Annotated in this window: 16 protein-coding genes and 1 tRNA gene; 9 read left to right on the top strand and 8 right to left on the bottom strand. The window is 44.4% G+C overall.

Going from position 1 to position 19,047, the window contains the following annotated elements:
* Positions 1-267: 267 nt before the first annotated feature.
* A complete protein-coding gene (gene rmf, locus OW491_RS02680; protein ID WP_075171862.1) occupies positions 268-474 on the top strand; it encodes a ribosome modulation factor in 207 nt (68 codons plus the stop codon).
* 96 nt (positions 475-570) lie between these two features.
* Here rmf and OW491_RS02685 read toward each other — a convergent pair whose 3' ends face one another.
* The gene (locus OW491_RS02685; protein ID WP_075171861.1) at positions 571-1,602 is read right to left on the bottom strand and encodes a quinone-dependent dihydroorotate dehydrogenase; all 1,032 of its coding nucleotides are present in this window, start codon (positions 1,600-1,602) and stop codon (positions 571-573) included.
* Positions 1,603-1,665: 63 nt separating this feature from the next.
* Positions 1,666-1,890: a DUF2835 domain-containing protein gene (locus OW491_RS02690; protein WP_249263575.1), complete on the bottom strand. Its 225-nt coding sequence runs from the start codon at positions 1,888-1,890 to the stop codon at positions 1,666-1,668.
* A 120-nt stretch (positions 1,891-2,010) separates the two neighbouring features.
* Here OW491_RS02690 and OW491_RS02695 point away from each other — a divergent pair, with 120 nt between their 5' ends.
* Positions 2,011-3,774: a BatD family protein gene (locus OW491_RS02695; protein WP_290034561.1), complete on the top strand. Its 1,764-nt coding sequence runs from the start codon at positions 2,011-2,013 to the stop codon at positions 3,772-3,774.
* Positions 3,775-3,791: 17 nt separating this feature from the next.
* On the opposite strand, the gene OW491_RS02700 is transcribed toward OW491_RS02695, so the two are convergent.
* Positions 3,792-4,694 (bottom strand): TIGR01777 family oxidoreductase, encoded by a 903-nt coding sequence (locus tag OW491_RS02700; RefSeq protein WP_215152029.1) that lies wholly within the window; start codon positions 4,692-4,694, stop codon positions 3,792-3,794.
* Positions 4,695-4,778: 84 nt separating this feature from the next.
* Here OW491_RS02700 and OW491_RS02705 point away from each other — a divergent pair, with 84 nt between their 5' ends.
* The 3 genes from OW491_RS02705 to OW491_RS02715 all read left to right on the top strand — a co-directional run bounded on the left by OW491_RS02705 (position 4,779) and on the right by OW491_RS02715 (position 7,598).
* Positions 4,779-5,396, top strand: a complete 618-nt coding sequence (locus tag OW491_RS02705; protein WP_290034562.1) for a riboflavin synthase subunit alpha — start codon at positions 4,779-4,781, stop codon at positions 5,394-5,396.
* A 12-nt stretch (positions 5,397-5,408) separates the two neighbouring features.
* Positions 5,409-6,218: a YciC family protein gene (locus OW491_RS02710; protein ID WP_290034563.1), complete on the top strand. Its 810-nt coding sequence runs from the start codon at positions 5,409-5,411 to the stop codon at positions 6,216-6,218.
* Between the two features lie 126 nt (positions 6,219-6,344).
* On the top strand, positions 6,345-7,598 hold the full coding sequence (locus tag OW491_RS02715; RefSeq protein ID WP_215152031.1) for an HDOD domain-containing protein: 1,254 nt from the start codon (positions 6,345-6,347) through the stop codon (positions 7,596-7,598).
* On the opposite strand, the gene lhgO is transcribed toward OW491_RS02715, so the two are convergent.
* From lhgO to OW491_RS02740, 5 genes are all read right to left on the bottom strand, one after another.
* Positions 7,591-8,787, bottom strand: coding sequence for an L-2-hydroxyglutarate oxidase (lhgO, locus tag OW491_RS02720; RefSeq protein WP_290034564.1), 1,197 nt, complete (start codon positions 8,785-8,787; stop codon positions 7,591-7,593). The genes OW491_RS02715 and lhgO overlap by 8 nt on opposite strands.
* A 128-nt stretch (positions 8,788-8,915) precedes the next feature.
* Positions 8,916-11,051, bottom strand: a complete 2,136-nt coding sequence (locus OW491_RS02725; RefSeq protein WP_290034565.1) for a TRAP transporter permease — start codon at positions 11,049-11,051, stop codon at positions 8,916-8,918.
* Between the two features lie 87 nt (positions 11,052-11,138).
* Entirely contained in the window at positions 11,139-12,167 is a 1,029-nt protein-coding gene (locus OW491_RS02730) for a TAXI family TRAP transporter solute-binding subunit (protein ID WP_075171853.1), read from the bottom strand.
* Between the two features lie 354 nt (positions 12,168-12,521).
* The gene (locus tag OW491_RS02735) at positions 12,522-13,907 is read right to left on the bottom strand and encodes a sigma-54 dependent transcriptional regulator (RefSeq protein ID WP_290034566.1); all 1,386 of its coding nucleotides are present in this window, start codon (positions 13,905-13,907) and stop codon (positions 12,522-12,524) included.
* 9 nt (positions 13,908-13,916) lie between these two features.
* Positions 13,917-15,977, bottom strand: a complete 2,061-nt coding sequence (locus OW491_RS02740; RefSeq protein WP_290034567.1) for an ATP-binding protein — start codon at positions 15,975-15,977, stop codon at positions 13,917-13,919.
* A gap of 142 nt (positions 15,978-16,119) precedes the next feature.
* On the opposite strand from OW491_RS02740, the gene OW491_RS02745 reads away from it, so the two are divergent.
* The 4 genes from OW491_RS02745 to OW491_RS02760 all read left to right on the top strand — a co-directional run bounded on the left by OW491_RS02745 (position 16,120) and on the right by OW491_RS02760 (position 19,022).
* Positions 16,120-16,983: a prephenate dehydratase gene (locus OW491_RS02745; protein WP_290034568.1), complete on the top strand. Its 864-nt coding sequence runs from the start codon at positions 16,120-16,122 to the stop codon at positions 16,981-16,983.
* A gap of 357 nt (positions 16,984-17,340) precedes the next feature.
* Entirely contained in the window at positions 17,341-17,775 is a 435-nt protein-coding gene (gene lysM, locus OW491_RS02750; RefSeq protein ID WP_075171849.1) for a peptidoglycan-binding protein LysM, read from the top strand.
* A gap of 129 nt (positions 17,776-17,904) precedes the next feature.
* Positions 17,905-17,980, top strand: a tRNA-Thr gene (locus tag OW491_RS02755).
* 229 nt (positions 17,981-18,209) lie between these two features.
* The gene (locus OW491_RS02760) at positions 18,210-19,022 is read left to right on the top strand and encodes a PPK2 family polyphosphate kinase (RefSeq protein WP_075171848.1); all 813 of its coding nucleotides are present in this window, start codon (positions 18,210-18,212) and stop codon (positions 19,020-19,022) included.
* Positions 19,023-19,047 lie beyond the last annotated feature (25 nt).

Genomic DNA, 19,047 nt, shown 5'->3' on the forward strand with positions numbered 1-19,047 from the left:
TACGGTTTTTTGATGATTTTTTTTCAAATGTATTACAGCGTTTCAATATGAATTTTAACTCGCTGAATACGCACCTTTTTTGCAAGTGCTAACAATCAAAAACCCTAAATTCCATAGCGATTATTAATCGCACTTTGTTCGTGAATTAGATATCAATATAGGCCTGTGTTGCGAAAAATACCGTATGCATACAGACACTGTGTGAATATTTAGTCTCAGATATTCATGTTCTCAATCATAACGTAAACGTATGAGAGGTTTCTTTATATGAAGAGACAGAAAAGAGATAAGACATCAACTCTGTTTAACCGCGGTTTTCAGGCTGGTATTAACGGTAAATCACGAGACTCTTGCCCAGTGCAAGTCACAGAGCTACGAAGTCATTGGATGAGTGGCTGGCGTGAAGGTAGAGACGCCCACTGGAGTGGCATGGATGGAGTTTCGGCAATTCAAGCTCACCCAGGACTGCATTAACAACACATTCCCTTCAAAAACAGGCTCCTCTATAAAGGAGCCTTTTTTGCAAACCAAACCACAACCCTTAGTGCCGTTTTTCTCCCTAAACACTCATCACTGACGACGCTTCAACGCCTCAATCGCTCTTACAGATTCTTTAACCAACGCTGGGCCTTTATAAATAAAACCAGAATAAATCTGCACTAAGCTTGCGCCTGCTTCGATTTTCTCAGCAGCGTCGAACCCTTCCGTAATACCCCCGACACCAATAATAGGTAAAGCACCATTAAGCTCATAAGCCAATGTTCTGATCACTTTAGTCGATTTATTACGCACAGGTTCACCGCTTAAGCCCCCCGACTCACCTTGCAAGACTGAGTCTTCAACGCCTTCTCTGGACAAGGTGGTATTGGTTGCTATAACGCCGTCCATCTCGTACGTTTTGAGTGAATCAGCAACCATGACGATTTCCTCTTCGGTCATGTCAGGTGCGATTTTTACCGCAATGGGGACATATCTATCATGCAAAAGCGCTTGACGAGCTTGCTCATTTTTTAACGATTCAAGCAACGTATTCAACGAATCACCAAACTGTAATGAGCGTAGCCCCGGCGTATTGGGTGATGACACGTTTACCGTGATATAACTCGCACGTGAGTACACTTTTCGTAAACAGTACAAGTAATCATCATTAGCTTTATCATTTGGCGTGTCTTTATTCTTGCCAATATTGATCCCTAGAATGCCCTTGTAACGAGCACGATCAACATTGGCAAGTAGCGCGTCCACACCGTGGTTATTGAACCCCATGCGATTAATAATCGCGTTATGCTCAGGAATACGAAATAAACGAGGCTTAGGATTACCCACTTGTGGTCTGGGTGTTACAGTCCCTATTTCTACAAACCCAAAACCTAACGCGGCCAAACCATCAATCGCGGTACCATTTTTATCCAAACCAGCCGCTAAACCTACAGGATTAGGAAAGCGAATCCCCATCACTTCGACAGGCATATCCAGCTTTTCAGCGCCAAGCAACGAAGGTACTCCCAACGATGCCGCTAAATTCATACCGCCCAACGCTAGATTATGAGAACGCTCCGCATCCATGCTAAACATGAGAGATTTTGCCAGTGAATAGAACATATCAAGACCGTTTCTGAATAAAGACTCGCTATTATAACGGCGCGACCTTGGTTTTACATCCTACTATGAGCTCCGTTCAATAGATTTAAACTTTCCATTTTGACTAAAATTGATACGAAAACGGCCATGTATGCCCTCATGCAACAAGAAAGGCTTTAAAATAGAGGCAGGAAACTGCACACGACGACCATCACTGGCATGTGTATGCACCATGACACCAGGGATTTGGTACTGCTTTATGTAGTCCTGAGGGGAAATATGTAATGTTACGAGTATTGAATTCATCATTTTTAACAACTTAAGCGCGTCATCTATAATCGAGTTATAGCAAAACCTCATTGATATCGTATACCCCTTACTTAATAATGCAGAATGATTTTGCTTTGTTATTAAGGATCTAACCTAGGGATGCGCGCATTTTTTACGGTTGTTAGCACCACGCTAAGCTTACTTTTACTGGTAGCCCCAACGCTCAGCATTGCCGAGGTTAATGCTTATCTTAATCGATATACTATCAACCAAACAGATACAGTGCGGTTAACGATAGAAGCCACACAGCCAGGCCAAGCACAGCGCCCAGACTTATCCTTGTTAACAGCTGACTTTTCATTGCTTGGCAGCAAAAAAATGACGATTTCTAGTTTGCAAAATGGAAGCAGACAAGCAACAACGCGATGGCAGGTATTAATGCGACCGCGCCGTAGTGGCGACTTAACCGTACCGGCTATTCAAATTAATGGGGAACGTTCCTTTCCGATGACGCTGAGCGTATTAAGCGCCGCCAATAACGCCCCACGCGTACTCCCCAACTATGATCCAAACTACAGCCCAAACCGGTCGAGCAGCTCCCAAGCCAGCCAAGCTCCAGGCGGACTTGACGTCACATCCGACCTCAATGCTATTCGCATTACGACCGAAATAGACCACACAGAAGCATACGAAGGTAGCCAACTACTTTACTCATCAACACTAAGGCATCGTTCGCCGTTAGATGACCAAGCGGTTTTCTCGGATCCTTTTTTGAATCAAGCACTTATTTTACCAATGGGCGACGAAGTTGTCTCCAATGTATTTATACAAGGCGTAGCCTACACTGAACGCAAACAAACCTATGTTGTTTTTCCTAACGAGCCAGGGAGTTTCATAATAGAGCCACCATTATTTGCTGGAACACTAGCAAACGGGCAGTATGCTGAAGTACTCGGAGATGCTATTGAGCTATCAATTCTGCCACGTGCTAACGATAACTCGGCAGGCTACTGGCTCCCAGCATCCAAACTAACCATTCAAGACGCATTTGACCAACCCGAACAGCTCGTCGCGGGCAACTCAATAACACGAACCATTACCCTCATAGCGCAAGGCCTGCCCGCTTCAAGGCTGCCTCCTATGATGCCCCTAACGAATGAACTCGCCGATATTGAACTGGTTAATACAGACCTGAGGGAGTCGTTCAATGAAGATGGGTTGGTCGGTCAACGCGTTGAAACTGTCAAAATAACGTTCAAAGAGCGTGGCGAAGTAACGCTGCCACCCATAGACATCCATTGGTGGGATATAGAAACCGACCGCGCTCAAGTAGCATCATTACCTCCCATTCAGATGCGTATAGAAGGCGCTAATAGCGCCCAGCAGCAACCACCTGCCGACCAAGAGAACGCTAAACCAGACCTAGCGGAAAACTTAAATACGACACAAAGCGTTGAGCAATACTCCAATGGAACATCACCCAACGTTATTGCTTTGATCGCGCTTTTAGCGCTAATTAGCATCATTTCATCACTGGGGTGGCTCTACACGGGCAATAGACTACGCAAATTGCGTAATAGACAGGCGATAGACCGAGCCGCCAAAACCGAAAAACAAAGAATTAAACGCGATAAACAGCTCATCGCTGATGAAAAATTGGCCTATTCAGCGCTTCAAAAAGCCTGCACCCTTAATAAACCCGAATTAGCGCAAGCGCGCTTAATTGAATGGGCAGCGTTATTTTGGCCTGAATCCCATCTTTATAATGGGCGAGATGTGAGCGTAGCGGCTAAAAACAAGACATTGGAATTCTTGATTATTGATTTAGAGCAGCATGTCTACAATAACGCCGAAGATCCGTGGCAAGGCGACTTGTTAATACAAACTGTCGACAGCATACGCGAACGTCTAACACGCCGGTAACTTAGCTACCCTACAATCTAAGTAGCAGATGTTAAGGCAGACTGTAAATCAGGGAATTTAAATACATACCCTGCTTCTACCAAAGCCGTTGGGTATACGTGCTGCCCTGATAAGAGTAGCTCGCTTGATTCTCCCATAGCCCATTTCAACAGCGAAGCGGGAACTCGAAAGAAAGCGGGCCTGCGTAAAGTACTAGCCAGTGTTCGCGTAAATGTTGAATTAGTAACCGCCTCAGGAGATGTGGCATTAAATGCCCCTGACAACTGATCATGTTCGAGTAAAAAACGAATAATATTGACTTCGTCTTCTAAGTGCACCCAAGACATCCATTGCGCCCCATTCCCAATAGGTCCGCCAAGGCCCAACTTAAAAGCAGGCAGCATTTTAGACAATGCACCACCGCCCTTACCGAAAACCACACCGGTGCGAACACAACATACCCGAGCCCCCAAATCTTTCTCAGCAACCATTGCGGCATCTTCCCATTGCTGGCAAAGGCTATGCTGGAAGCCCTCTTCTACCGGACCATTCTCTGATAAGGGAGCATTTCCCTCTTGGGGACCGTAATAGCCAATAGCTGAACCACTGACAAAAACTTCTGGCCTCTGGCCTGCTTCATATAGACGCTGTATGAGATCCTGAGTGAAATCTATACGGCTGTTTTTAATCTCCAATTTTCGGCTATCAGTCCAGCGTTTATCAGCTATAGGGGCGCCTGCAAGATTAATCACAGCATCGATTTTAACGCTGCTCAACAAGCTCACATCGGACAGACTAATCGCATTGACGCGACTTCCAAATTGCAACATCGCACGCTCAGCATCTCGGCTTACCAACATCACCTCATGACCGTCAGCAAGTAAAGATTCAGTTAACCGACGGCCTATGAAGCCTGTACCACCAGTAATTAAATAGTGCATGTTGTCGCCTCTTAAGATGCAGGTATTTTAGTTATATATACGGTATCCTTACGGCCTCAGATCATATTAGATTTAGGATAACCGATGTTTACAGGAATCGTGCAGGGGCAAGCAGAAGTTATAGCGCTAGAACGTCGCGACCAATTCATGAAGCTACGCGTAGCCTTACCTGCAGGTCATACCAACAACCTTCAAACCGGTGCCAGCATAGCTATTAATGGTACTTGTTTAACCGTGACCAGCTTTGACGAATCATCTGTCCAGTTTGATTTAATTCAAGAAACACTCAATGTGACCAACCTAGGCGAACTCAGAGTAACGAGTGTTGTCAATTTTGAAAGAGCGGCCAAGTTTGGAGATGAAATTGGCGGCCATCTGTTATCAGGTCACATCAGTGCAACGGCACAGATTTGCGAGATCAAACAAACAGACGATAACTGCATTATATGGTTTGAAATTGACGAGGCGCTCACCCCTTACATTCTTACAAAAGGCTTTGTAGCACTCAATGGCTGCAGCTTGACAATAGGAGCAGTGGAAGGAAACCGTTTCAATGTGTATTTGATACCTGAAACCTTGAGCATTACCACTTTCGGACAAGCCAACGTAGGTGACCGCATCAACATAGAAGTGGACCCACAAACTCAAGCAATTGTAGACACCGTTAATCGGTACCTAGAAACCCATTCTCCTGTGAAGTGATTATTTTTCTTTATGCTAAGCCTAACTTACATACAACAGAGCATTTTCTTTTTTAGACAACATCTAGGCACTATCGCCAAAATCCAATTGCCTTTTTTGATTGCAATTAACGGGTTAGCACAGTGGTTTGATATATACAGCGACGATGAGCAAATTGCTCAACAATTTGCCGTACTATCCATTTTAAATCTGACCATTCTCCCGTTGTATTGGTCAGCGACTATTGTCTACATGCAGTCAGTTTTAGAAGACCGTCCTCTATCGGCATTCCAATCTCTAGTAGTGGGCATGTCTCGCTGGAGAACGTTACTGCTAACTTTTCTGTTAACAGGATGCGCCGTATTTGGCGGGCTTATGTTTTTAATTGTGCCCGGGATTTTCATCGGAGTGCGTTTGGCGTTTGCTGACTACATTTGCGTTGTTGAAAAAAAATCTGCTTTGCAAAGTCTTAAGCAAAGCTGGCAAGACACCGATGATTATTTTTGGCCACTTCTCCAAGGACTCGCCATTTTATACATTGCAATTGAGCTGATAAATTACCCAGTGGTGAGCTTTTTCCAATCTATGGAAGACCGTCAGTTCATTGTTGAACTGCCTATACTGGCTGCCCTAGATCTACTTAGCGCTCTAATTACCGTTTTTGCTTTTCGCATGTATTGCGTTATGCGAGACGAAATACGGCCGGCCAAACCAATAGCAAGATCCAGTGCGCAGGCTGACAATTATACTGAGCACAACAATGCTACCCCAAATAGTAAATCAACAGATAAACCAGACAACTCGATAGATTCAGACAGTTCTGATGGCGGCGGTGATGATTGATGAAAGCTATCTTACAAAAGCAAAGAACCGACTACATCATCCCAGTAGATAGCCAGCTCTAAGCTGGCTTGATTAGCGTTTTACGAAAACACATTTACATTCTATGTCGCGCTTGAGAGGTACACGATGCCTGCTGTTCAACCCGCTGCAAATACTTTACCGACAAAAGTTATTTTATTAGACCCCAATGGTGAGTTCTCCAATTGGTCACAGCGCCTCAAGCTCGCAGGCTGTCAGTGGGATGTTTTTTCGATCGATGACTACGAGACACTCATCAATCAACTTACAACGGCTAACTACGATGCGATTTTTTTAGCCTACGACCTGAAAACATCCCGCAAAGCCGAACTACTGCGTCGAGCTAAACAACAAAGCCCAAGAACCCTGCGCTTTCAACTAGGACTCAAAGCAGAATCCAGCGATGAAAAAAATGTTCGACAAGAGCTACTCCACCGCACTTTTGACATGCCCGTCAACTTTCCACATATACAAAAATCGGTTGAGCATCTCTTAAAAGTACGGCGGTTATTATTCAGAGCGCCTCTTCAAAAAATCATCCAGCAACGCGGCCAAATACAACACCCCAACTATATTAAAGGGCTGTTTGAAGCGGTGGCTGTAATTGGTGATAGTCAAGATCATATGGCTTATGTTCTTGAAAACGACGAAGCCTTAAGTGCCCAAATCATTAAGTGGGTAAACACACCCTATTTTGGAGAGCACGCCGCCGTCTTCGGCGTCTCGGACCTCACCAACAAAATTAACTTACGACGCTTGCGTGGCTTAATCATTTTAGCCAACCTGTATCGCACCTACCCTGCTCACACCAATTGGACCCTTTTTTCATTTGAACGACTGATACATCGTTCATTGCTCGTGGCACAGCTAGCTTATGACATAGCCAAGGATGCAAAGCTCGATAACACATACTGCGAACAGAGCTATTTGGCAGGCTTACTACACGATACAGGTATCATGGTGCTGGCCTCTCTATTTCCTACTAAGTATCGAGACATGCTTAGAAGCATGGAGAAACACACTCAGGCTCTGCACAACGCCGAAAAAGCGGCATTCGGTATGTTTCATGGTGAAATAGCTGCTGCACTAATCATGCATTGGTATGTACCACCGCGTGTTACAGAAGCGATCTTATTTCACTCTTTACCCATGCTTTCAGACGATAAACGCTTTACCCCTTTAACAGCTGTGCATATCGCCGATACGCTTTTGCCTTCCGTTTGGAAATCTGGCGAGAGCGAAATGCGCAGCCAGCTATCACAACCATACCTAACGCGCACCGAACAACATGCTCATCTTCACCGCTGGAAACTACTAGCGACCCATTATCGCTCTTATTTGCGCCAACAACCCACTAGCTAGTCAGTTGTTCGATGATATGACGCCCGATAGGAATAGCAGAGGTTGCTGCCGGAGAGGGAGCATTACACACAAATAAACAGCGCTGCGTTTTAATAAAATGAAAATCGTCCATCAAACGACCATCTTCCGACACAGCTTGCGCTCGAATTCCAGCAGGGTAAGGCGTTAAATCAGCCATGGTCAATGACGGGCAATATTTTTGCACCATCGATAAATATCCCGGTTTATAAAGGCTATTTTTCATTTCATTCAGACTGGCTTTAAAGTGCTGACGCACAACCCGACGTAATCCGGCGTAACGTAACATCTCCCAGGTGTCTGATAAGCTAATGTCTGATTTTTTGTAGCCTTCACGCTTAAAGGCGAGCACAGCATTAGGACCGACAGTGACCGTTCCATCGATCATTCGCGTAAGATGCACCCCCAAAAATGGCAAATCAGGATCAGGGATGGGATAAATCAAATGATTAACAATGGTATTATGCTGAGGCGGCAGTAAAAAATACTCCCCACGGAACGGAATAACCTTAAAGTCTGGCGTTATACCTAACATGCGCACTAAACGATCAGCCATCAAACCACCACAGGCAATCAGCTGATCGGCAACAAAACAGCTGCCCTCTTGTGTCGTAACAGTAATACTTGGCCCTGTTTCTTCAAGCTTAACCACTTCTTTGTTGAACTCGACCTGCCCACCGGCCTCCTCAACCTTTTCTAACATACGCTGAGTAATTTGTGTGTAGCTTACAATACCCGTTGAAGGGACAAAAATTGCTCCCTCACCTTCAATATTAGGCTCTCGCTCATTCAACGCTTGTTTATCTAAGACCTCTATTGGTAAGGCATTCTGGGCACATCGGTCAATTAAACCCTGCATACGCTCAAGCTCCAGCGCTTTAGTGGCTACCAATAACTTCCCGCAGGTGTCGTAAGGTATTGATTCTGCATCACAAAAATCGCGAGTGGCTTGATTACCTTCTTTACAAAATTTTGCTTTAAGACTACCAGGCTTATAATAAACTCCCGCATGGATTACACCCGAGTTATGTCCTGTTTGATGCTTTGCTGGGCCGGCTTCTTTTTCTAGAACTAAAACAGTGCAATCAGGATCCCTCTCCTGCAACTGCATTGCAGTCGAAGCCCCCAAAATACCGCCGCCAATCACTATAAAATCATACTTGGGCTGCATATTGTCCCCCTTTTCAACTCAACAAACTGACTCTTACTAACTGTAGCCAGAGCAAAAAAATGGCCACCTATAACGGGTGGCCAAAATAGTTTTCATCGACTCATTCTACACATAATTTATACGATGCTTTAGGCAACAGCCGCCTGCGATTCAATGTTACGTCGCGAATACATAAACAACACAACAAAGGCAACCAGCCCAGCAACATTCAGCCAAAGCGGCGCATGCGGCCACAATAAAGCTAGAGCCAAAGCGCCAGATACAATACGCAGCACTATGTTCAATGGCCCTTCTAAATAGCCTTCCATAAAGCCAACAAATGCATACATACCCACTAAAGCGAATACAAATATAGTAAACACATCTAATGGGCTGCCGCCAATGAAGTTGGTATAGGCAAAGAGTACAGGGACTACGTATAAGCCTTTAGCTATCTTCCATGCCATAAAGCCAGTTTTCATTGGCGGAGTCTTGGCAATAGCCGCTGCCGCAAACGCCGTCAGACAAACCGGCGGCGTCACATTAGAATCCTGAGATAACCAAAAAATAATCATGTGAGCTGATAACAAGATCATAGATAGCGCCACAGGATCCAATGCTTGCTGCAAAAGCTGACCTTTAAAATCGCTAGGTACTAGCGCCAGTAACGCTTTAGCATCGACCTCGGACATAGGGGCCGCCAACAAAGGAATTTTGTCTGGATCTACCAACATGAAGATCATTTTAGCCGCTTCTGGCAAGCCACCACTCATCATTAATTCAACCAACTGATTTTCAGCAATCAAATTATACAAAGCAGGAGCAGACAAAGTAGCTAACACAATATAAGCCGCGGTAACGGGTAACCCCATACCTAAAACTAACGACGCCAGCGCTACCAAGATCAACGTAATGAGCAAACTACCACCAGCCCATTCAGTGACCATCAACGAGAACGTATTACCAATACCCGTCATGGAAACCACGTTAACAACCAATCCTACGGCAATCAGCAAAATAGCAGTGGTTGCCATATTACGAGAGCCTTGAGCTAACGCATCAAAGATTTCACGCAAGCCCATTGGGTTCTTAGAAATCCAAGAAGATACGATGACCGAAATAATGGAGATGCCTGCCGCATAGGTAGGCGTAAAACCATAAATTAAGAGTGCTACCAGCACTGCCAAAGGCAACAGAAAATGCCACCCTTCTTTAAATACCTCTTTGATAGGTCGGCTATCTAACTCAACAGCTTGCGCATGGCTTCGCATCGCCTCGACACGTACATAAAAGCCAACCGACATGAAATACAGCAAAGCGGGTAATGCCGCGATAGCAATGATATCCACATAGGGGATTTGTGTATAAGAAGCCATGATAAACGCACCTGCACCCATGACTGGCGGCATGAGCTGTCCACCAGTGGAAGCAGCGGCTTCAACACCAGCGGCAAAACGTGCAGGAAATCCAGCACGCTGCATTAAAGGAATCGTGATTACACCCGTAGAAACCGTATTAGCAACCGATGAACCTGAAACCGACCCCATTAAACCGGAACCTAATACCGCTACAAAACCCGGACCACCTACAAAACGACCAGCGGCACAACGTGACAGCTCGATAATAAAATCGCCGGCGCCAGACTTCACTAAAAAGGCACCAAACAAAATGAACATGAACACGTAAGACCATGAAATACGGGCTATTTGCCCAAACATGCCTTCCGATGTGAAGTAGCTTCGATAAAGAACGGTTTCTAAACTCAACCCCGAAAAACCAAACATTCCTCCAATATACTGCCCCCACCAAAACACATAAGTTAAGGCAACTAGAATCAATGTTGGGATAAACCACCCAGTGGTTCGTCTAGCAAGTTCCAGAGCAACCGCAATGGCTAAAATTGAAAATACCCAGTCCGTAGTGGAAAACTTCACACCGCGAGCATAAAGCGCATCCTCAAAAAAGATGAGATACACAGCACAGGCAACCGCTATTAACCCAACAACAATATCGAGCGTTAGGACCGTGCGGCTCTTAACTCCATCACCTTTCATCATGGGGTACATCAGCGAGCACATAAGAGCGAAGCCTGCAAAATGGATGACCGAGACCCACAACTCAGACAAAGTGCCAAGCGTATTGAAATAAATATGCGCCAGCGCAAAAAGCACACCGACCCAATAAAGGAAACGGCCAATACCGCCTGTTTCTGGACGCTGCGTTAGCTCAAGGCTTTTAAGCTTCTCCGCTGTATCGTCATGTGTAAGCTCTGGGGACTGAGACATAAGAACTACCCGAAATCTAAAAAATCGTTAGGAAAAGAGAAATGGATACTCCACCTAGGCATAGGTAGAGTATCTATGGGTCTAGGCTTATTTAGCGATTAGACGATCAGGGATCGTAAGACCTGCTTCTTTGTAGTAACGTGCCGCTCCAGGATGAAGCGGAACAGGTAAGCCAGCAATTGCTTTTTCTAAAGACATGGCCTTAGTGGCTTTATGAATACCATTTAGGAAAGGTAGGTTTTCATAAATCGTTTTAGTCAACAAATACACATCTTCTTCAGAGACATCATCGTTAACCGCCAAAAAGTTTGGCTGCGCCATAGTATTGATGTCTTTGGTTTGACCAGGGTAAGTATTCGCTGGAATTAGATAACGCGTCCACAACTCGTAATGGCCATTAGCACGAGCGATTTGCTCATCAGTAAAATCAAGCACAGTTACATCACTACCTAAAGCAGCATAAGCTCGTGTGATTGCTGAAGTGGGCACGCCCGAAGGGATATTCATTCCATCGATCGTACCGTTTTGCAAAGCATCAGCAGAAGAGCCATATCCCATATAAGCTAGATTGAAGCTATCGGCATCAATTCCTAGGTTACTTAAAATAGTACGCCCAGAGCCTTCTGTACCTGAGTTTTTGCTACCGATAGAAAACTTATTACCTTTCATACCGGTAAGGTCATCGATCGTGCCTGTTTTTACGTAATCAGTTTTAACCGCAAATTGTTCTACGTTTTGCCATAGCATTGAAACAGAACGCAAATTCTTTTGTGGGCCAGACTGTTCAAGTTTGCCTTCACCTTCCCAAGCCCAAGCACCGTACAAGCCTTGTAGAATGGAGAATTGTGCTTCATTTTCACCCATCAACTTCACGTTTTCGCCAGACCCTGCCGAGTTGATAGCCGAAATAGAAATACCATTTGTGGGTTCAAGTTTAACTTTCGCTAACGTCGCTAACGCAACACCAACTGGATAATAGGTTCCACCTGTAGAAGCAGTTGCCAGAATGTACGAGCGTTTATCAGCAGCCTGAGCAATACCAGACAAGCCACCTAGCGTGCTGACGGCTACTGCAACAGAAAGAGTTTTTAGCAACGTACGTTTGCTGATTGTCATGTTGTCACCTTTTTTGTGATTGTTGTAAGGAAAACAGGAAACAGTCTATACAATGCACTTATCAGACCAGCCTATAAAATATATTTATAAAACAATAGCTTATTAAAAAACCTCAGTTTAAGAATTATAAAATGAGCAAAAAACGGCCGATTAAAACCTTACAATAAGCAAAAAACAGCCGATTAATGCTCAACCCATCCTACGTTATACAGTAATACTCTCCCTTGATGCCTATTTTTATGAGACCTTAGTCGTAAGCGCATGGTCGATATCTTGTCTTAATTTAGCTAAAAACTGTCGCATGAATCCTGCAAACTACCGATCGGCTATTTTTTGCCTATATCAACGATCGCCTTACCCTTTGGTAAAGTCTGTGCGGCTCAAGCCATAACGAATCATTTTCTGATTCAAGGTTCGCCTAGGGAGGTCCAGTTCCTCCATGACTAACTTTATATTGCCTTTGTGGCGTGCCAGCACTTCTCGAATCACATTAGACTCGAAACTGGCAACTTGCACAGATAAAGGCAAAAGCTTTGATGCACTCGCCCGCCCTATCGCTGAGCTATTCATGGGATCAGCAGCCGATAAAATAGCGGAAACCGAGCTATCTCCATCGACGGCAAACCGGATTGCTATATTTTTTAGTTCACGAACGTTACCAGGCCATTGATAACGCGATAAGGCCTGAAGGTCATGCTCAGACAACACGCGAGGCTTTGAGCCTTCTTCTGTGTTTTCTTTTGTAGCAATGCGCAGGTAGTGATTGAACAATAAAGGTACATCTTCCATGCGCTCTCTTAAGGGAGGGATATGCAACTGCGATACATTTAATCGGTAAAATAAATCTTCTCGGAAATGCTCATCTTCTCTCAAATCGACCTTTGCCGCGGCAATGACTCTTAAATCAATTTGCAATGGCTGGTTTGAACCTAATCGTTCAATCACTCCCTCTTGAAGAGCGCGCAATAAACGTATTTGCAAAAGAGCAGGCATGCTTTCAATTTCATCTAGGAATAGCGTCCCTTTGTCGGCGTATTCGAATTTACCGATACGCCGTTTAGATGCACTGGTAAATGCACCGGCCTCATGCCCAAACAACTCACTCTCAATCAGCGATTCAGGAATGGCTCCACAATTAATAGGTACAAAATTCTGTGATTTACGACGGCTATATTGATGTAAAGACTGAGCAATAAGCTCTTTACCTGTCCCTGTTTCACCATAAACAATGACGTTGGTATCCAAATCAGCCAGTTTCAATACATCGCGGCGCAGACGTTGAATTGCCGGAGAGATGCCTATAATTGTTGCATCCAGCCCTGACTGCTTCGCCAGAACCGATTGAAGCTTAGAGTTTTCTAAAATTAAACGTCGCTTTTCGCACGCACGATGGACTGTTTCTACTAGGCGCTCGGGGACGAATGGCTTTTCAATAAAATCATACGCCCCCTCTCTCATCGCCTTAATAGCCATGTCTACATCACCGTGTGCAGTCAGCAGAATAACAGGCAAGCCAGGTACTTTGCTTAACGCCGCCGATAACAGTTCCAAGCCATCCATACCAGGCATACGAACATCAGTTATCAAAACACCTTCTGTTTGAACATCCAGATGCGCCAGTGCAGATTCAGCATCTGCAAAACTATCGACAGCAAAACCCGAGAACGATAGCCATTGCTCAGTTGACTGCCGTACCATCGGCTCATCATCAACAAGAATGACATGACCACGCTGTTCCAATATGCCTCCTTAATCTGCCAAAGGCAGAGTGACTAAAACGCCAAGACCGCCTTCGGAGTTATTCCGTGCGCTGATCTTTCCACCAAGGTCGCGAAGAATATTATCGACAATTGAAAGCCCCAACCCTAAACCACTTCCCATGGATTTAGTGGTGTAGAAAGGCTCAAATAAGTGCGCCAAAGCCTCTTCGCTCACTCCGTCGCCATTGTCACTAATCAATATATGTACCCACTTTAACTCAGTGCTAACTGTAACTGTTAACACAGACGGGTGATCTTGAGCGGCCTCTTCTAATGCATCACATGCATTACCAATAAGATTGACCAATACTTGTTCTAAGCGAACTTGATCTCCCTTTACCCGTATTGAGGTTTCAGGTATCTGGATGACAGACCTAATCTCATTGGCTTTCATTTGCGCGCTAAACATCGTTAACACAGAAGGTATTACGCTCTGTAAATCGACTGCGCCTGTAACCTCTACTTTCTTGTAGGCGAAGGTTTTTAATTGGCCGGTAAGGCTGGCCATTCTATCGACCAATTGATTTAGCCGCTGCAAGTTATCGTTAAACATGTCCGGGTGCTCTCTTATCTGACGCAACATAGCCAAATAATTACGCATCGCTGTTAACGGCTGATTTAGCTCATGAACGATGGCTGTCGACATCCTACCCATCGCGGCCATCTTTTCGGCTTGCAATAACTCAGCCTGCGCATTTTTAAGCGCTAATGTTCGCTCAGACACTTTCTGTTCAAGTGATTCGTTTGCTTCTTGTAAAGCATGTTCAAGACGCTTACGCCGAGTAATATCGATGATGGTGACTAAATACGTCGTCTCAGGAGCTGTAGACATCATCCGGATTGAAAACATCATTGGAAAACGCGAACCATCAGAACGCTGCCCCACTACCTCATAACCCGTTATGGGCGAGAACTCACGCCTTTTCAACACATCCAACATGCGCTTAAGTGGCGAAAACTGATCAATGTCAGCAAAAAGAATCGTTAGCGGTGATCTCTCGATTAGGCTCTGTGACACACCAAATTGCTGCATAACCATAGAGTTAATCGATAATATTTTCCCAGCAGAATCAACAGTAATCAGCCCTACTTGAGCCGTGTTAATGATACGCCGTTGTCGCTGCTCACTTTCACGTTGCGCATTAACGGTCTCACGCTGTGAACGACGTTTTAGCTGAGCCTCTCGCAAATATAAAAACAATAAAGCAAGCACCATACAAACGCCTGCAATGGATAACGCGACATAAGCACTGCGCAGGTTGGCACTTTGAATGGGCGACAAAACACCCACTTGCCATTGAAGATCATCTAATTTGACAGCCTGAACCAGCCAGTACTCCCCTTTGTGCTTACCCAAAGTAATTTCGCGGCCATCCAGTAATAACTCAACATGACCGGGCGCTAACGGCCAAATATGTTCTTGATCAAAAGAAGGGCTCGTTAGAAGCAAACTATCATTGGCGTCGGCCACATAAAATAGTGACTCATTCGATAACTGCTCACGTAACGTGGCGATATTAAGCCTGAGCACAGCAACGCCTATTAACTTTTGACTTTGATAAATAGGTGCCGATAAATAATAAGCTGGTCTCATAGTCGATTTATCAATGACAAAGTAAGGCCCTTGTTCGCCAGAGAGCGCCTCTCGATAAAAAGCAGCATCCCTATAACGATCACGAGGTAGCGAAGTATTTTCTCGCCAGTTGCTATAAGCGACTATATCACCTTGTTCATCTAATATTAGCAACGCTGCCGATCCTGCTACTAGGTTCGTTTGCTCTAACAACCGACTCACGCGCACTTGGTTATCGGCATCAGGAACTAGCAACAGCTGCTTAACATCTCTATTTTGAGACAATAGAAAAGGAAGGTATCGATATTGGTCGATGGCTACACGCAACGAGCGAATGGTTTCCAATAGCCGCTCTGATCCCGCTTTATGCAAGTTCGCCAATTCATAATTGCGCATTGTTGTAAAACCTTGCCACGACAAAAAAGCAACGAATAAAACAGCAATGCCACCTAAAAACAGATCATGCTTTCGCTTCACAAGCATCCCTTACTATTACAACTAAGCCCTATGATTGCAGGATATCAACATGCAAAAACGAGCCATATAATGTGTTATCCGCAACGCAGCACTGTGCCATAATAGCGAACTATTTGAACGACCATATGGATTAAGAACAATCATGACAACTAATATCATTGCTTATCAAGGCTATCCGGGCGCATATTCCCACCTCTCTTGCCGACATGTACACCCTGAAATGGATGCGCTGGCTTGCGGGAGCTTTGCTGATGCAATGTTTATGGTCGAACGTGGTGAAGCCGATCTCGCTATGATCCCACTAGAAAACTCAACGGCAGGGCGTGTAGAAGAAATCTATCGGCTTATGCCAAAAACACAACTCCATATCATCAATGAGCATTTCGAACCCGTAAACCACTGCTTGCTAGTAAAGCCGGGGACTAAAACCAGCGATTTAAAAACCGTTTGGTCCCACCCTCAAGCGCTTGCTCAATGCGATGGCCACATAAGGGAGATGGGCTTAACACAAATTGCTCATCTAGATACAGCAGGTTCTGCTGAAGAGCTATCTCATCGGGCAGATAATAGCTATGCCGCTATCGCGTCTAGCTTAGCGGCTGAACTCTATGGATTAGAAATACTTAAAGAGAACTTTCAAGATAAAGAAGGGAACACTACCCGCTTTATAATCCTAGCTCGTGACAGTCACATGCCTAAATTAGAGCCCGGTATTACATTCATGACTACTGTGATGTTTACCGTACGAAATATGCCAGCTGCGCTGTATAAAGCATTAGGGGGCTTTGCCACAAATGGCATCAATATGGTGAAACTGGAGAGCTACATGGCTTCTGATACAATGCAAGCCACTAGTTTCCACTTGGATATTGTAGGCCACCCCCACCAACAATCCATGAAATACGCGCTTCAAGAATTGGACTTTTTTGCTAAAGACGTAAGAGTCATAGGCACTTATCCAGCAAATCCATTTAGGTTTAAGCGCGATGCAAACCTGTTTTCTTAACAAAAGATTAATTGCACTGCAAAATATAAAAAACAAACATTTTTAACGAATAAATACATATATAACAATGATTTAATATATATAGTACTAAAGTACAATTGTGCAGCGCACAATAAAATCCAATAGTGAGTACTGATAGTATTCGTGTTGTGCCTCTTCACGAAGTTTTTTCTATCACATCCCTACTTTTCAACTCTTAGTACTTTGAGTTGTCTTTTTTCCACCCCTGCCATGCAGGGGTTTTTTTATTCCTACTATTTTTTGTCATCTCAGCCAGCTAGGATTCATCTTAGCTATGGAATGATCTCCACAGCTCAGGCGTTCGCCTGAACAACCATTTAATTAAGGGGTTATACAATGGGATTGTTTGATTTCGCATCTAATCTAGGTAAAAAGCTTTTCGGTAATGACGAAGATCCAGCAGAAAAAATCCAAGAACACATCGAGGCTGACAACCCTGGGGTTGATGCATTGAGCATTACAGTCGAAAACGGTGTTGCTAGCGTATCAGGCTCTGCCAAAGACCAAGCAGCTTACGAAAAGGCAATCTTAATGGCCGGAAACGTCGAAGGGATTACCGAAGTCAATGCTGACGCACTGGCATTTACAGGACCAGAAATCAAAGTTGAGTACTACACTATTCAATCAGGCGACTCTTTATGGAAGATAGCTCAACAGCATTTGGGGAACGGTAACCTCTACACTAAAATTTTCGAAGAAAACAAAGAAGTTATCAAAGATCCAGACCTAATCTACCCAGGCCAAAAGATCCGAATTCCGTTAGAAGGCTAGCCCAAAAAAGATGGCAGTTAGCGATAACGTTACACTGCCATCTAAAAAGTGTATTTTTTAAAAAAAAATTCCCATAAAGGCTTGATCTAAAAAAGGAAGGTGATTAATATACGCCCCACTTAACGCAGTGCCGGTATAGCTCAGCTGGTAGAGCAACTGACTTGTAATCAGTAGGTCCCGAGTTCGACTCTTGGTGCCGGCACCACTTAAGTATCCTTCCTAGTTACGCCGCTAAAATACAGATTAAGATCTCTCTTCTAGCTTATTTAAAAACTTTTCAATTAACTACGTTGCTTTAAGCATTCAAAACTAATTTGTAGCAACACTGACTGATGATAAAAAGCAGCCTTGTGAAGCCTTAGCACTTTCTTGAATTACTTTATCTAGCTATTTCCTCGCGTTACACTCAAAGTAACTCATTAGGGAATAACCACATGCACACGCCATCCGACATAGTTTTAGAAAAGAATCCCCCCACTCTTCCCAAAAAGAACGCTGAACATTCCGTCTTAGATGACAAAGCCGATTACAAGAAACAACTTAAAAAATGGCAAACCCGCTTGCTGCATGTTCAACAAGCTTACTACCACCAAAAGCGCCGATGCATCATTGTTATGGAGGGCTGGGATGCTGCGGGTAAAGGTGGCGCTATTAGACGTGTTACAGAAAAACTCGACCCTCGAGGCTTTGAAGTCTACCCTATTGCCGCACCAACCAAAGAAGAACAAGGTAAACATTATCTATATCGCTTTCAAACCAAGCTACCTGCCCCAGGCGAAATCGCTATATTCGATCGCTCATGGTATGGACGCGTACTTGTAGAGCGTATTGAGAAGTTTGCAACCAAGGCGCAATGGCAGCGTGCCTACCAAGAAATAAATGAGTTCGAACGATTACTCGTGGATGATAACGCCCGCATCATCAAAATCTTTTTACATATCACGCCTGATGAACAACATAGACGATTCACTGAACGACTCGAAAATCCAGTTAAACGCTGGAAGCTAACACCGGAAGATATTCGCAACCGCCAACGCTGGGGTGATTACGAAAAAGCAACATTGGATATGTTTAACCACACATCTACCAAAGCAGCGCCTTGGAATGTCGTAGCGGCCAACCATAAGTGGTACACCCGAGTGGAGGTTTTAAAAACTATCGTTAAAGCCATGGAAAAGGATGTTGATCTCACTCCTCCGGCGGTTGACCCTGAAGTATTAGAACTGGCAAGAGCTCACTTAGTCTGACCAAGCCATGTATGCAGAGTATTAG

It is taken from the genome of Neptunomonas sp. CHC150 (assembly GCF_030397555.1).
GTDB classification, from domain to species: Bacteria; Pseudomonadota; Gammaproteobacteria; order Pseudomonadales; family Balneatricaceae; genus Neptunomonas; species Neptunomonas phycophila.

What these genes read in the sequence shown, in the direction of transcription:
- rmf (WP_075171862.1), top strand. Translation starts at nt 268, where the DNA reads ATGAAGAGACAGAAAAGAGATAAGACATCAACTCTGTTTAACCGCGGT.
- OW491_RS02685 (WP_075171861.1), bottom strand. Translation starts at nt 1,602, where the DNA reads ATGTTCTATTCACTGGCAAAATCTCTCATGTTTAGCATGGATGCGGAG.
- OW491_RS02690 (WP_249263575.1), bottom strand. Translation starts at nt 1,890, where the DNA reads ATGATGAATTCAATACTCGTAACATTACATATTTCCCCTCAGGACTAC.
- OW491_RS02695 (WP_290034561.1), top strand. Translation starts at nt 2,011, where the DNA reads ATGCGCGCATTTTTTACGGTTGTTAGCACCACGCTAAGCTTACTTTTA.
- OW491_RS02700 (WP_215152029.1), bottom strand. Translation starts at nt 4,694, where the DNA reads ATGCACTATTTAATTACTGGTGGTACAGGCTTCATAGGCCGTCGGTTA.
- OW491_RS02705 (WP_290034562.1), top strand. Translation starts at nt 4,779, where the DNA reads ATGTTTACAGGAATCGTGCAGGGGCAAGCAGAAGTTATAGCGCTAGAA.
- OW491_RS02710 (WP_290034563.1), top strand. Translation starts at nt 5,409, where the DNA reads ATGCTAAGCCTAACTTACATACAACAGAGCATTTTCTTTTTTAGACAA.
- OW491_RS02715 (WP_215152031.1), top strand. Translation starts at nt 6,345, where the DNA reads ATGCCTGCTGTTCAACCCGCTGCAAATACTTTACCGACAAAAGTTATT.
- lhgO (WP_290034564.1), bottom strand. Translation starts at nt 8,787, where the DNA reads ATGCAGCCCAAGTATGATTTTATAGTGATTGGCGGCGGTATTTTGGGG.
- OW491_RS02725 (WP_290034565.1), bottom strand. Translation starts at nt 11,051, where the DNA reads ATGTCTCAGTCCCCAGAGCTTACACATGACGATACAGCGGAGAAGCTT.
- OW491_RS02730 (WP_075171853.1), bottom strand. Translation starts at nt 12,167, where the DNA reads ATGACAATCAGCAAACGTACGTTGCTAAAAACTCTTTCTGTTGCAGTA.
- OW491_RS02745 (WP_290034568.1), top strand. Translation starts at nt 16,120, where the DNA reads ATGACAACTAATATCATTGCTTATCAAGGCTATCCGGGCGCATATTCC.
- lysM (WP_075171849.1), top strand. Translation starts at nt 17,341, where the DNA reads ATGGGATTGTTTGATTTCGCATCTAATCTAGGTAAAAAGCTTTTCGGT.
- OW491_RS02760 (WP_075171848.1), top strand. Translation starts at nt 18,210, where the DNA reads ATGCACACGCCATCCGACATAGTTTTAGAAAAGAATCCCCCCACTCTT.